The following is a 14874-nucleotide window of genomic DNA, read 5'->3' as shown; positions in this document are numbered from 1 at the left end:
ACATGCAAAACTCCCCGACTGCCCTCTCCGCCCTTGCCCCGGTTTCCGGGCCCGGCGCGGATGCGGGGCCACCCCCGGAGCCCCGCTTCAGCCCCGAGGAGCTTTCGGTGCTCCTCGGGGAGAAGAACGTTCCTACCCCCGAGCAGTCGGCCATCATTTCGTCGCCGCTCGCGCCGAGGCTGGTCATTGCGGGGGCGGGATCCGGCAAGACAGCCACCATGGCGGACCGGGTGGTGTGGCTCGTGGCCAATGGCTGGGTCCGTCCCGAGGAAGTGCTGGGCGTGACGTTCACCCGGAAGGCAGCAGGTGAACTCGCCTCGCGCATCAGGGGAAAACTGGCCGCCCTCCAGCGCGTGGTTGTCCAGGATAGAGGTGTCCAGGACGGCGCCGACGCGGACAGCGGGGGCAGGGTGTTCCAGCACGGGCTGCTCAGCAGTGATGCGCTCGAACCGAAAGTTTCCACCTACCACTCCTTCGCCAGCGGCATCGTCTCTGACTATGGGCTCCGCCTTGGAGTGGAGCGGGACGTGGTCCTGCTGGGCGGCGCGCAGGCCTGGCAGTTGGCCAGCGAGGTCGTGGAGGGTTACGACGGCGAGTACGGGCATTTCCGCGCCGCCAAGTCCACGCTCGTGAAAGCAGTCATCCAACTTGCCGGTGAATGCGCCGAGCACCTCCAGGAACCCGAAGACGTCGAAGCCTGGTTGATGGCGCGGCTGTCCGACTTTGAGTCATTGCCGTATCTCGCCACCAAGAAAAGGAACGCCCCGCAGGCAGCGGCTGACCTCGCCGGCATGTTGAGGACCAGGGCAAGCGTGGCGGACATGGTTGGCCGGTACGCGGCGGCGAAGCGGGCCCGGGGAGCACTTGATTTTGGCGACCTGGTGGCCCTTGCCGCCCGCGTGGCGCAGGACGTGCCTTTGGCCGCCCACATGGAACGGCAGCGCTACAAAGTGGTCCTGCTCGACGAGTTCCAGGACACGTCCCACGCCCAACTGGTCCTGTTCTCCCGGCTCTTCGGCGGCGGGCACGCGGTGACCGCCGTTGGCGACCCCAACCAGTCGATCTACGGTTTCCGCGGTGCGTCGGCAGGCCAGTTGTTCCATTTCGTGCGCGAGTTCCCCGTGTGGAAAGGGAGGCCAGGACATGGGACAGAGCCAACCGGGGCGGAGGGCACCCCGGCAGGGGGAATGGCGGAAGGCGGGGCCGACTGGGCTCCCGCGCCGACGTCGTACCTGACAACGGCGTGGCGGAACGGACGGTCCATCCTGGCCGCTGCCAACGTGATGTCTGAATCCCTGGCCCGGTCAGCGGCGCAGCGCGGACCGGCGGGCGGGGGAGGGCCGGCCGCGCCCAAGGTGCCGCCGCTGCAGCCGAGCCCGCATGCGGCAGCGGGATCTGTGGTGCTGGGGCGGTTCGGAAGCGACGTGGATGAAGCCTCAGCGCTCGCCGATGACGTCCTGAAGTACCGGGTGACGGATTTCGAGCTGAAGCCCGACGGTTCGCCGGTTCCGCCCGCCATCGCCGTCCTTTGCCGGCGGCGCGCACAAATGGAGCCCATCCGGCGGCAGTTGGAGGCCCGAGGCGTTCCCTACGAGATAGTCGGACTGGGCGGGCTCCTTGATACCCCCGAAATCGTGGATCTTGTTGCCACCCTGCGTGTCCTCGCCGACCCCGGCCGTTCCGATGCGCTGATGCGCCTGCTGGCAGGGGCGCGTTGGCGGATCGGCCCCGCAGATCTGATGGCCTTGCGGGACTGGTCCAGCCAGCTTGCCCGGCGTCGGGCCCAGGCTGGACAGGGCGATGACCAGCTTCCGGATGCCGGCCCGGCCGTCCTCGAAGGCGACCTTACCGACGGTGCCAGCCTGGTGGAGGCATTGGATTGGCTGCCCCGGGAAGGATGGACCTCATCGAACGGCAGGTCCCTGACCCCCGCTGCGCGGGAGCGGATGGTGCGGTTCTCCACGGAGCTGCGTCAGCTCCGGGGCTACCTTGGCGATGACCTCACCACCCTGCTCGGGGAGGTGGAAAGGGCCATGCTCCTTGATATCGAGGTTGCCGCCAGGCCCGGCATCAGCATCCATCAGGCGCGCCGGAACCTCGATGCCTTCCAGGATGCCGCTGCCGGGTTCCTGCGGACGTCCCAACGCGTGGACATCCTCGCCTTCCTGTCCTGGCTGGAGGCTGCGTCAGCAGAAGAAAACGGACTGGAAGCACCACCGGGCGACGTCAACCGGGAGGCCGTGCAGCTGCTGACGGTCCATGCTTCCAAGGGGCTGGAATGGGATGTCGTTTTTGTTCCGGGACTGAACGCCAAGGACTTCCCCAGCGACCGCGACTCACGCTGGAGCAGCGGGTCCGCAGCCTTGCCCTGGCCGCTGCGCGGTGACCGGGCAGACCTTCCCCAGTGGGACCTCGACCAGCCTGACCAAAAAGGCTGGCTGGATGCGGAAAAGGACTTCAAGGCAGCTGTCCAGGCCCACGCGGAATCGGAGGAGCGCCGCCTGGCCTACGTGGCGTACACCCGGGCCAAGCATGTCCTGTGGGCGTCCAGCGCCGCCTGGGTGGGGTCCAGGTCGGGACGGGCGGAAATGTCGCCATTCCTGGCAGAGCTTGAAACTCTGGCCGCCGCCGCAAGCGAAGGCACGGCGCCGGCCGTCATCCATCCGCGCTCAGTGGAGGAGTCCTCACTGCCTGAGACCAGTCCGCTGACGCTCGATACTGAGGTGGCCGGCTGGCCGTACGATCCCCTGGAGGGGCCGGTGGACCCCCGCACGGGGGAGCGCCTGCGCTTGGCAGGCGGCCGGAGGCGCGCTATGGAAACCGCGGCTGCCCGGGTGGCGGCGGCGCTGGAGGACGCTCCCCGCGCGCGGACAACCACCCGGGAGCCCGAACTTACAGGGGTTGCCGCCGGGTGGGCCCGGGAAGCAGCGTTGTTGCTCGAACGCCGGGCGAGGAGGTCTTCAGCCAACGACGTCCACCTTCCCGCCCACATTTCGGCATCCACCCTCGTTGACCTTGGCGAGGACCCGTCAGCCGTGGCCTGGCGGCTGCGCAGGCCCGTGCCCCGGGAACCGGGCATGTCGGCCCGGAAGGGCACGGCTTTCCACGCGTGGGTGGAAGAGTACTTTGGCACGGCCGGCATGCTGGACCTCGGTGAAGCGCCGGGCTCGGATGATCACATCGACGCGTCGTACGACCTCGACGCCATGGTGGCCACCTTCCGGTCGTCCCCCTGGGCCCACCGCTCTCCGGCCTTCATTGAGGTGCCGGTGGAGACACGAATAGGGGACGTGGTGGTCCGTGGACGTGTTGACGCAGTGTTCCAGGATCCTGACGGGCGCTGGGACCTGGTGGACTGGAAGACCGGCCGGCGGCCCTCCGGGGACCTGCTTCGGGCCAAGGCCGTCCAGCTGGCGGTGTACCGGCTGGCATGGTCGCGGCTGAAGGGCGTTCCGCTGGAGGACGTGCGCGCAGCGTTCTTCTACGTTGCCGATAACGAGGTGGTGCGGCCCCACGACCTGGGTACAGCAGGCCAGTTGGAGGAGATCGTGGCGGCAGCCCTAGCTTCCCCTAGTCCTTCTTGATGTCGACGATTGAGAGCGCCGCGGTGGAGGTGTCGTCCGGTCCGCCGGCGGACCCTTGGCCGGGGGTCTCCGGCTCCACCGGAAGTGGAGTCACGGCAACCGGAATTTGAGTCACGACGACGGCGGGCTGGGCCGGGACGGGCAGGACGGTGACCGGCGGCACGGCTGCCGGCACGTCGTCGTCGGCCGCCCTGATGCCTGGGACAGCCTCGGGAGCAACGCCCTCAGGCCGTACCGCGTCAGGTGCCCCGGAAGCGGGGGCGCCCGGGGCCCCGGCAGCTGCCGCGGGCGGGAGGGGCTCAACGCTGATGGGCTGCCCGCCGTGCTCAGCGATGTCGCTTGCCAGCGTGTCCAGCATTTCTTCTGCCTCGGCAATCATGGAGGCATCGCCGGCAGCGATCCCCTTCACCAGGTACTGCGCGAGAGCGAATTCAGCGGAGAGCGCGGCCCGCCGGAGGAGGTGGTTGTCGGGGGTGTCACGGCGGCCGGAGGTGTAGGCCGCCAGGACGGCATCCACAAAATCATGCTCGTTGGAGGCGACCAGCCATGCGAAGTCGTCCGCGGGGTCGCCGATGCGGAGATCGGTCCAGCCGGTCACCGCCGTGACCCGCTGGCCCTCCACCATCAGGTTGTCCTCATGCAGGTCCCCGTGCACGACGCAGGGATTGAAGCGCCACAGGGACACGTCTTCCAGCGCGTGTTCCCAGCGAAGCAGCAGGGCGGGGGGAATCTTCCCGGTGGTGGCTGCCTGGTCCAGCTCATTCAGCCTGCGCTGCCGGAATTCATTCGGGGTGTAGCTGGGCAGGTCCGCGTTGCTGACCAGGGCCCGGGGAAGGTCGTGAATGGCCGCCAGCGCGACGCCGATTTCGCGGGCGAGGGCATCCGGTCCAGCCGTGAGTTCTTCGACGCTGCGGGTGCTCCCGCCCAGATGCGAATACACGAAGGTGCTCAGGCTGCCCAGCCGCACACTGCCCGCAACCGTGGGCATCAGAAAAGGCAGCTCAGCCCGAATGCCCGGCGCGAAGGCGCGCAAGACCAGGAACTCGGTTTCCAGCCGTGCGCTGGCCTCGGCATGCCGCGGGGACCTCACCCGCCAGCGCTTCCCCTCCGAATCGAGGAGCAGGGCAGAGTCGAAGTCCGCGGGATCGTCCGGGGCAGAGCTAACGGCCGTCGGGGTCAGTCCGGGGACTGCCGCGGTTGCAACGGCTGCCAGTTCAATCGGTTTTCTTCTCACCATTCCACGGTAGATTGCCTGCCGTCCGGGAGGCCGGTCCGGCGGCGGCGAGTCTTGAGATACCTGCAAATCAGGGGAGGGGAGGTCGGCCGGGAAACGGCCTCGAAATGTCAATTGTCAGCGCCAGTCAGTACGGTGGACCTATGAGCCACGCCGAGTCTGTTACACCGGTCTACCAGGGGCAGCAGGCAATGCTGCCCGCCAACCACCTCAGGGACACACTGCTCCCTGTCAGGCCGGCGCTGGTGGACCGCGGATCGGCCGAGCGCACGGCTCCCGGAATAGTTGCCAGCCAGCTGGCCAACCCCGCAGCGTTGGCCGTTGTCCTGTCGGGCCGGCAGGGGCTGGTACAGGGCGGCGGGTTGTTTACGGCCGCTGCGGCGCCCCTGCTTGAGGAACTCACCACGGCAGGCTCAGCCCCGGAACTGGTCATCTTCCTGGGCACCGCCCTCCCGGACTCGGACTTTCCCGCAGGAACCGGCCTGCTGCTGTTTGTCCTGCCGGAGCAGGCGGCTCCGGGAACAGCCGGAATCCCCTCCGACGCCCAGTGGGCCGGTTTCCGCGACGTGGCTGCCGGGCTGACCCCAACCCACACCGCGCTCTTTGTCGAATCAAGTGCCATCGCCAACTGGCATGCCGGCCACACGCATTGTCCGCGCTGCGGGAAGCCCACCGAGGTGGAAGCCGGGGGCTGGGTGCGTCGCTGCCCGGTGGACTTGTCGGAGCACTACCCGCGGACGGATCCCGCCATCATCGTCACGGTCGAGGGCCCTGACGGCCGGCTGCTGCTGGGCGGCGGAGGTCCTACGGATGCCAGGAACTATTCCACGCTGGCAGGCTTCGTGGAGCCCGGGGAGTCCCTGGAACAGGCAGTAGTCCGCGAGATCTACGAAGAGGTTGGGGTCCGGGTGACCGCATGCCAGTACCTCGGATCGCAGTCCTGGCCGTTCCCTGCCTCGCTTATGCTTGGATTTACCGCCGTCACCGAAGACTCCGAAGCAACGCCCGACGGCGTCGAGGTCACCAGGGCGCGCTGGTTCAGCCGGGAGGAACTCCAGGAAGCCGTCCTCAGCGGGGAGATCACCATCTCCAGCCGGCTTTCCATTGCCCGCTCGCTGATTGAGCACTGGTACGGCGGACGCATCCAGGACCGGGCCGGGGCCTGACTCCTTTACGTATCCACCAGACTCCAGCACGCGGTAGTCGAGACCAAGAGCAGCAGAAGTGACTACAGAACATATTGACGGGACAGCCTCCCTGGAGGACCGCATCCTTGGCGGCCTGGACGCGGAGCAGCGCGAAGTCGCCAGCACCCTGAACGGCCCGCTGTGTGTCCTGGCAGGCGCAGGGACCGGCAAGACACGCGCCATCACCCACCGCATCGCCTACGGCGTCCACTCCGGCGTCTATTCGCCGCAACGGCTGCTTGCGGTGACGTTCACGGCCCGGGCCGCTGCCGAGATGCGGAGCCGGCTGCGGGATCTCGGGGTGGGCAACGTGCAGGCACGGACATTCCACGCCGCCGCCCTGCGCCAGCTGCAGTTCTTCTGGCCGCAGGCGGTTGGCGGAACGCTGCCCAACCTCCTGGACCACAAGGCACAGATGCTGGCCGAGGCCGCGCGGCGGCTCCGGCTCAGCACGGACAGGGCCTCCATCCGCGATCTCGCCTCCGAAATCGAGTGGGCCAAGGTGTCGATGCTCACGCCGGCCAACTACCTGGAAAATGCCCAGGACAGGGGCGCCCCGGGAGGGTTCGACCTCACCGCCGTGGCCAGGGTCTTCCAGTCGTATGAGGACGTGAAGACGGACCGCAACGTCATTGACTTCGAGGACGTCCTGCTGATCACGGTGGGAATTCTCCAGGAGGACGAGAAGGTCGCCGCCACCGTCCGCGAGCAGTACCGGCACTTTGTGGTGGACGAGTACCAGGACGTCTCCCCGCTGCAGCAGCGGCTCCTGGACCTCTGGCTCGGCGGCCGGGACGAACTCTGCGTCGTCGGTGACGCCAGCCAGACCATCTATTCGTTTACGGGGGCTTCCCCCAAGCACCTCCTGGATTTCAAAGCCCGCTTCCCGCAGGCCAACGTGGTCAAACTGATCCGGGACTACCGTTCGACGCCCCAGGTGGTCAAGCTCGCCAACGACCTCCTGGCAGGCCGGCGGAGCGGCGGTCCACTGGCCGACGCCGCCTGGGCAACACCGCTCCAGCTCGTGGCCCAGCGGCCGGCGGGCCCGGCACCCCAGTTCACCGAGTGCGCGGACGATGAAGCAGAGGCTGCCACTGTTGCCCAGAAGATCAAGGCCCTGCTCGACGGCGGCACGCCCGCAAGCGAGGTGGCCGTCCTGTTCCGGACCAACGGCCAGTCCGAGGCGTACGAACAGGCCCTCGCTGCGGCCGGCATCGGGTACCAGCTGCGCGGCGGCGAGCGGTTCTTCGCCCGCAAGGAGGTCCGGGACGCCATCCTGCAGCTTCGGGCCGCAACCCGGGCCGTCGCGGAGACGGATTCCCCCGAGCCGCTGGGGCAACTGGTCCGGGACATTGTCTCGTCCCTCGGTTACACGGACTCCGCCCCCCACAGCGGCGGCGCACTGCGGGAGCGGTGGGAATCGCTGGCGGCCCTGGTGGCGCTTGCCGACGAACTGGTCCAAACCCGGGGTGCCCGGTTTGGCCTGGCCGACTTCGTCAACGAACTCCAGGAACGTTCCCTCGCCCAGCACGCCCCCACGGTCCAGGGCGTGACTCTTGCCTCGCTGCACGCGGCCAAGGGCCTCGAATGGGATGCGGTGTTCCTGGTGGGCCTCAGCGAGGGGCTGATGCCCATCTCCTTCGCTGACTCGCCGGAATCGGTGGACGAGGAACGCAGGCTCCTTTACGTGGGAATCACCCGTGCCCGGGAGCACCTGTCGCTGTCCTGGTCCACTGCCCGGACCCCGGGCGGACGGGCAAACAGGAAACCGTCCAGGTTCCTGGACGGGCTGCGCCCGGATTCGGTGGCGACTTCAACCACCCGGGGGAAGGTCACGGTGTCCCGCCGGAAGGCCGCCGCTCCTGCCATGTGCCGGGTCTGTGGAAGCATGCTCGCCACCGGCGCGGAACGCAAGGTGGGCCGGTGCAATTCCTGTCCGCCGAGTTATGAGGAGCAGACTTTCGATGCCCTGCGGAACTGGCGCCGCGAAGTTGCCCTCGCCGCCGAGGTGCCGGCGTTCGTCGTGTTCACCGATGCCACGCTCACGGCCATCGCCGAGGCGCGCCCCGCCTCGCTCGAAGAGCTGGCCGGACTGGCAGGAGTGGGCCCGTCCAAGCTGGAACGGTACGGGGAGGACGTTCTGCGCGTCCTCACGGAAAGCACTTCCCTGTGAGGCCCGGCCAGGGCGCAAAGACGGCCGGAGCGGTTACTGCCCCCTTGACCACTGACGACGGTGCGCCCGTCGTCGTGCGGCGTTCGGCCCGGCGCACCCGCACGGTGGCGGCCTTCTGGGAGAACGGAAGCGCAGTTGTGGCCATCCCGGCGCGGTTTACCGCCGCCCAGGAGGCCGAATGGGTCCACCGGATGGTGGCCAAGCTGCAGCGCCAGGGGGAGCGGCGGGCAGCAGCGGGCAAGCGGCGCCCGGCCACGGACGCCGCCCTCGCCGCCCATGCCGCCCACCTGTCCGCACAGTACCTCGGGGGGCGGGCAGTGCCGACGTCGGTGCGCTGGGTCAGCAACCAGAATTCCCGGTGGGGTTCGGCTACTCCCGCTGAGGGCACCATCAGGCTCTCGGACAAGCTGCGGCCAATGCCGCAGTGGGTCATCGACTATGTCCTGCTCCACGAGCTCGCCCACCTGCTGGTGGCCGCGCACAATGCCGCGTTCTGGAAGCTGCTGGAGGCCTATCCCGAGACCCAGCGGGCCAAAGCGTTCCTGGAAGGTGTCTCCTTCGCCACCGGGCGCGGCATGGCCGATCCGGACGCGGACTGAAGCCGCACCCGCAACAATGCGGGCCCGGACGTCCTAGCCTTTCGGCTGGCCGTCCCGCCCCTCCTCCGGCCGCCCGCCGTCGCCGTCGTCCTTTGCAGTGCCGCCCTGGTCCTGGCCTTCGGCGCCGCCCTGGCCCTCAGCGCCGCTCCTGCCTTCGGGGGCGGCGTCGAAGCCGCCACTGAGGAGTTTCTCCAGGGCGTCGTCCACTTCGCTGTCGCTGGCTTCGGCCAGTTTGCGGCGCCCGCTGAAGCCCTTGGGGTCATCCAGGTCCTCGGCGGTGGGCAGCAGGTCCGGGTGGTGCCAGATGGCGTCGCGGCCTTCGATGCCGCGCTCTTCCTTCAAAGTGGCCCACAGCGTGGCGGCATCCCGCAGCCGGCGGGGCCTCAGCTCCAGGCCCACCAGGGACGCAAAGGCGTGCTCGGCCGGACCGCCGGTTGCCCGGCGGCGGCGCACTGTTTCGCGGAGCGCGCCCGCGGACGGCAGCAGCTTCTCTGTGGCGGCCGCCGTGAGCTCGTCCACCCAGCCTTCCACCAGCGCAAGCGCCGTCTCAAGCTTCTCAAGGGCCTGTTCCTGTGCGGGTGTCCGCTGCGGCATGAACACGCCCTGGGACAGGGCCTCCTGGATGCCCTCGGGGTTGCCGGGATCAAGGTCCCGCGCAAGTTCCTCAATCCGCGAGGTGTCGATATGGATGCCGCGGGCGTAGGCCTCGATGGCGCCCAGCAGATGGCCGCGCAGCCACGGCACCTGGACAAAGAGCCGCGCGTGCGCAGCTTCCCGTACCGCAAGAAAAAGCCGGATGTCATTCTCGGGCAGGGACAGGCCCTCACCGAACGCCGCAACGTTGGCCGGCAGCAGCGCCATCTCGAGGTCGGCCAGCGGAACACCGATATCGGTGGAGCTGACCACATCAGCGGACAGGGCGCCGATGGCCTGCCCCAACTGCATGCCGAAGATCGCTCCGCCCATGTTCTGGAGCATCGAGGATGCCCCGCCCATCATTGACTTCATCTCTTCGGGCATCTGTTCCGTCATTGCGGAGGACAGGGCGTTCGCGATGCTGTTCGCAACCGGCTCGGTCAGCCGTTTCCACGTTCCAAGGGTGGCTTCCACCCACTCCGCCCGGGACCACGCGTGGCCGATCAGGCCGGTGGCGGGAAGGTCTGTCACGGGGTCAAGCCACAGTTCCGCAAGGCGCAGGGCCTCGTCGACTTCGCGGGACTGCTGGGCAGTGACTGAAGGGTCGCTGCTGCTCGCCGCGACCCGGCGGGCGTTGTCATGGGCAAGCTGCCAGTTGACGGGACCTTCGGAAGGCGCACTCATCATTGCCTGCACCTGGGAGAACATCTGCGCGAGCAGGTTGGGGTCGTTGGGCAGCCCGGCAGCCTTGGCCAGCTCGGCGGGGTCGAAATTTTCCATCCCCTTGCCGCCCATGAGGTTCTGCAGCATTTCGGTCAACGGATCCTTGGGGGTGTCATCCCCATTGGACGAATTGAGTGGATTGGAGGCCATGATCCCGCCGATCGTCGGTTTGACTGTCAACCTTCACGGTACCCCGGCCATGCCCGGCTGTCTGCCGGACCGCCGGGCCGTTCGCTCTAGGCAAAGCGTTGGCAGGCACTGGTCACCGCGTAGTCTTGGTTGGGTGACTACAACCCGTGGCGGCCACCCCTCAGAGGACCACGCTCCTGAGCTCTTCACCCGCGGGTTACCTGCGCAGACAGAAGAAGCACCAGCAGAAGAAACCAACGACGGCGGTCCGGCCGTCGGCAGGCTGCTGCCGGACCCTGCGCCGCGCGACCCTAAAGTGTCCGCCATGCTGTTGGCCGGGATGTCGGCCCTTGGGCTGGGAATCGCCGTCGGTACCATTCCGGTGCCGTACGTCATCGAGTCACCCGGACCCACGTACAACACCCTGGGTGAAAGCCAGGGAAAGCCGGTTATCAGCATCACGGGCCGGGATGCGTACCCGGCGAAAGGCAACCTGGACCTCACCACGGTCTACGTGGACGGCGGACCCAACGGGCCCGTCAGCATCCTTGATGCCTTTTCCGCCTGGCTTGCCCCCTCCAAGGCCGTCCCCCCGGTGGAACTGATCTACCCCACCGGCACAACCAGGGAAGAGGCTGAGGAACAGAGTTCCGTGGCCATGACCACCTCCCAGGAGAACGCAGTGGCGTCGGCCCTCAAGGAGCTGGACATTCCCTTCGGGCAGCAGCTCCAGGCAGCGGGCCTCTCGGAAGGTTCCGCATCCGCCGGGAAGATCGAGCCCGGGGACATCCTCAAAACCATCAATGGCCGGGACATCACCTCACTGGCCGTTGTCCAGGAGGAACTGGCGGCAGGAAAAGGCGCGCCGGCCACCGTGGTGGTGGAGCGCGGCGGGCAGCCGGTCACGGAGACCATCACCCCCAAGGACAACGGCGAGGGCCGCTTCATCCTCGGCGTGATGCTCAAATACCTGTTCACGTTCCCCTTCACGGTCGACATCTCGCTTGAGAAGGTGGGCGGCCCCAGCGCCGGGCTGATGTTCTCGCTCGGCATTATTGACACCGTCACCCCGGGCGACCTGACGGGCGGCAAGCACATAGCGGGGACCGGCACCATCTCCCCGGACGGCCTCGTGGGACCCATCGGCGGGATCGAGCAGAAAATGCAGGGTGCAAGGGCCGGGGGAGCCACCATGTTCCTCGCGCCGGCCGCCAACTGCCGGGAAGTGGTGGGGCAGATCCCCGACGGGCTGCAGGTGGTCCGGGTGGAGAACCTCGCGGAGGCGCGTGACGCCGTCGAACGCGCCGGCAGCGGCCAGGACACGTCCGGCCTTCCGGCGTGCACAAGCAACTAGACTGGGCGCAACTAGACTCGACAGGAACTAAGCCTTACCGCCACTCGTGGCAATTGTGACGGACGAAACCAGCTGTTTGACCGGTGCCGGACGTCGCTCGCACGCACGCATCGAATAATCTGACGACCAGCTATGAGGTACCCAGTTTGTCCCGTCCCGCCAGCACCATGTCCACAGGCAGGCCCCCTTCACGACGCGGGGCGTTGACGCCCACCCTGATCGTTGTTGCCCTGGTGGTAGTGGGCTTCATCTTCTTCGCCAACGTCTGGACCGACGTCCTCTGGTACCGCCAGCTCGGCTTCATTGAAGTGTTCGTGACCGAGAACCTGGCCCGGATCGGCATCTTCGCGGCCGGTTTCGCGGTTATGTTCCTGGCGGTCTTCTTCGCGATCCGGATTGCCTACCACGCCAGGCCGGTTTATGCGCCCGACTCCGAGATCCGGGACAACCTCAACCGGTACCAGGCGCAGCTGGAACCCGTCCGCCGGGTAGTCATGGTGGGCCTGCCCGTCCTGTTCGGCCTCTTCGCCGGCAGCGCAGCCGCCAGCCAGTGGCAGAAAGTCCTCCTGTTCTTCAACCAGGAGCCCTTCGGGCAAGCGGATCCCGAGTTCAACATGGACATCAGCTTCTACCTGATGACGCTTCCGTTCTTCGGCTTCGTGACCGGATTCCTGATCAGCGTGGTGGTCATTGCCGGCATCGCAGGCATCCTCACCCACTACCTCTACGGCAGCATCCGGCTGATGGAACGCGGCGTCTTCACCAGCCGGGCGGCGCAGATCCACATCGCTGTCACCGGCGCCTCCTTCCTGGTGCTCCTGGGCATCAACTTCTGGCTTGACCGCTTTACGACAGTGCAAAGCAACAGCGGCCGCTGGGCCGGCGCCCTCTACACGGACGTCAACGCCGTCATCCCCACCAAGGCCATCCTCGCGGTGGCTGCGGTCCTCGTTGCCATCCTGTTCGTCGCCGCCGCGGTGATCGGCAAATGGCGACTGCCCGTCATTGGAACCGCGATGCTGGTCATCACGTCCATCCTCGCCGGGGGCGTCTACCCGTGGGTGATCCAGCAGTTCCAGGTCCGTCCTTCGGAAGAGACGCTGGAAAAGGAATACATCCAGCGCAACATCGACAACACTCGGGCTGCGTATGGCCTGGACAAGATCCAGGTGGACCGCTACAACGCCACCAACACGGCCAGCACCGGAGCCCTCGCGCCTGATGCCCAGACCACCGCGAACATCAGGCTGCTGGACCCGAACCTGATCTCGGACGCGTTCTCGCAGCTGGAACAGTACCGGCCGTACTACCAGTTCCCCGAAGCCCTCAACGTTGACCGCTACGAGGTGGACGGCAAGATCCAGGACACCGTGATCGCGGTCCGTGAACTGAACCCTGCCAACGTCGCAACCAACCAGCAGGGCTGGCTCAACCAGCACGTGGTTTATACACACGGATACGGCGTGGTGGCAGCCAAGGGCAACAAATTCACAGTGGACGGCAAGCCGGAGTTCCTGCAGTCGGGCATCCCGTCAACCGGTGTCCTCGGCGACGACTCCACCTATGAACCGCGGATCTACTTTGGCGAGTCCTCGCCGGACTACTCAATTGTTGGCGCGCCGGAAGGTGCTCGTGCTCGCGAGCAGGACAGGCCCTCCGGCCGGGAAGGCGAGGGCGAGACCCAGTACACCTTCCAAGGCAACGGCGGACCCAACGTGGGGACGTTCTTCAACCGCGTGCTGTACTCCATCAAGTTCCAGTCCTCGGACCTGCTGCTCTCGGACGGCGTCAACCAGGAGTCCCAGATCCTGTACGACCGCAACCCCCGGGAGCGCGTGGAAAAGGTAGCTCCCTACCTGACCGTGGACGGCAATGCCTACCCTGCAGTGGTGGACGGCCGGGTCAAGTGGATCGTGGACGGCTACACCACCAGCCAGTACTACCCGTACTCCCAGCAGGAGCAGCTCTCGGATGCCACCGCTGACACCCAGACCACGTCCGGCCGGGCGGTTGCCCTGCCCAACAGCACGGTCAACTACATCCGGAACTCCGTCAAGGCAACGGTGGATGCGTACGACGGTTCGGTCACGCTCTACGCATGGGACGACCAGGACCCGCTGCTGAAGTCCTGGCAGAAGGTGTTCCCCTCGACGCTGAAGCCGTACTCGGAAATGTCCGGCGATGTCATGAGCCACGTCCGGTATCCGGAGGACCTGTTCAAGGTCCAGCGCCAGCTCCTGGGCGAGTACCACGTGACCAACCCGTCCACCTTCTACCAGACCAAGGATGTCTGGAGCGTTCCGGCGGATCCCACGGTTGATTCCACCAGTGGCGTCAAGCAGCCGCCGTTCTATATGTCGCTGCAGATGCCGGACCAGGACAAGCCCGCCTTCCAGCTGACGTCGTCGTTCATCCCGCAGATTGTCAATGGAAACGCCCGCAACGTGCTCTACGGCTTCCTTGCTGCTGACTCGGATGCCGGCAACCAGGCAGGGGTTAAGGCGGAGAGCTACGGCAAGCTGCGGCTGCTCCAGATCCCACCGGAGATCCAGGTCCCCGGTCCGGGCCAGGCGCAGAACAAGTTCAACTCGGACCCCACGGTGTCGCAGGCGCTGAACCTGCTGCGCCAGGGCGCGTCGGAAGTCCTTAACGGCAACCTCCTCACCCTTCCGGTGGGCGGCGGCATCCTGTATGTGCAGCCTGTCTACCTCAAGTCCACCGGCGAGACGTCCTACCCGACGCTGCAGCGCGTCCTGGTGGCGTTCGGCGACAAGGTGGGCTTTGCGCCCACCCTGGATGAGGCGCTGAAGCAGCTGTTCGGTGGAGACTCCGGAGCTGCTGCCGGCGACTCGGACAACAACGGCCAGGCGCCCGCCGGTCCCGGCGCCCCTGCCAGCCCCGCTGGTGCGGATGCCAAGGCGGACCTGAAGGCGGCGCTGGACGAAGCCAACGCGGCCATGCAGGCAGGGCAGGCGGCACTGGCTGCCGGCGACTTCGCGGCGTACGGTGAGGCGCAGAACCGGATCGCCGCTGCCCTCAAGAGGGCCGTCGAGGCGGAGGCCAAGATCCCCGTGGCGGCTCCCGAGGCATCTCCCGCTCCGGCGTCCACGGCTACGCCTTCGCCCTCGCCGAGCAAGTGATTGTGACTGGTACCCGACTGATACCGCCCGGTAGCTGATTACGTACGACGGCGGGACGCGGGGGGCGGGCGCGGCGGGGGGCGGGGGGGGGGGCGGGGGTGTGGGGGGGGGCGGC

Annotated in this window: 8 protein-coding genes; 6 read left to right on the top strand and 2 right to left on the bottom strand. The window is 67.3% G+C overall.

Going from position 1 to position 14874, the window contains the following annotated elements; all coding sequences use genetic code 11:
• The first annotated feature begins 2 nt into the window (after window positions 1-2).
• Window positions 3-3584, top strand: coding sequence for an ATP-dependent helicase (locus tag ACQ3DC_RS01375; RefSeq protein WP_430751368.1), 3582 nt, complete (start codon window positions 3-5; stop codon window positions 3582-3584).
• Here ACQ3DC_RS01375 and ACQ3DC_RS01370 read toward each other — a convergent pair.
• Window positions 3571-4818, bottom strand: a complete 1248-nt coding sequence (locus tag ACQ3DC_RS01370) for a macrolide 2'-phosphotransferase (protein ID WP_430751367.1) — start codon at window positions 4816-4818, stop codon at window positions 3571-3573. The two genes, ACQ3DC_RS01375 and ACQ3DC_RS01370, sit on opposite strands and share 14 nt — an antisense overlap.
• A gap of 143 nt (window positions 4819-4961) precedes the next feature.
• On the opposite strand from ACQ3DC_RS01370, the gene nudC reads away from it, so the two are divergent.
• The 3 genes from nudC to ACQ3DC_RS01355 are packed head-to-tail and all read left to right on the top strand — an operon-like array spanning window position 4962 to window position 8777.
• Complete coding sequence (gene nudC, locus ACQ3DC_RS01365; RefSeq protein ID WP_430751366.1) at window positions 4962-5984, top strand: NAD(+) diphosphatase; 1023 nt, start codon at window positions 4962-4964, stop codon at window positions 5982-5984.
• 58 nt (window positions 5985-6042) lie between these two features.
• Window positions 6043-8178 carry an ATP-dependent DNA helicase UvrD2 gene (locus ACQ3DC_RS01360; protein ID WP_430751365.1) on the top strand — a complete coding sequence of 712 codons (2136 nt, stop codon included), beginning with the start codon at window positions 6043-6045 and terminating at the stop codon, window positions 8176-8178.
• A 44-nt stretch (window positions 8179-8222) separates the two neighbouring features.
• Window positions 8223-8777: a M48 metallopeptidase family protein gene (locus ACQ3DC_RS01355; protein WP_323056595.1), complete on the top strand. Its 555-nt coding sequence runs from the start codon at window positions 8223-8225 to the stop codon at window positions 8775-8777.
• Between the two features lie 33 nt (window positions 8778-8810).
• Here the strand turns inward: ACQ3DC_RS01355 and ACQ3DC_RS01350 are convergent, their stop codons facing one another.
• Window positions 8811-10286 (bottom strand): zinc-dependent metalloprotease, encoded by a 1476-nt coding sequence (locus tag ACQ3DC_RS01350; protein WP_430751364.1) that lies wholly within the window; start codon window positions 10284-10286, stop codon window positions 8811-8813.
• A gap of 133 nt (window positions 10287-10419) precedes the next feature.
• Here ACQ3DC_RS01350 and ACQ3DC_RS01345 point away from each other — a divergent pair, with 133 nt between their 5' ends.
• Complete coding sequence (locus ACQ3DC_RS01345) at window positions 10420-11619, top strand: YlbL family protein (protein WP_430751363.1); 1200 nt, start codon at window positions 10420-10422, stop codon at window positions 11617-11619.
• Window positions 11620-11786: 167 nt separating this feature from the next.
• Entirely contained in the window at window positions 11787-14759 is a 2973-nt protein-coding gene (locus ACQ3DC_RS01340) for a UPF0182 family membrane protein (protein WP_323056691.1), read from the top strand.
• The last annotated feature ends 115 nt before the right edge of the window (window positions 14760-14874 follow it).

The organism is Paenarthrobacter sp. NEAU-H11 (assembly GCF_050573415.1).
Classification (GTDB): domain Bacteria; phylum Actinomycetota; class Actinomycetes; order Actinomycetales; family Micrococcaceae; genus Arthrobacter.
Note: the sequence above shows the minus strand (reverse complement) of the source record. Positions and strands in the feature narration are given on the sequence as shown.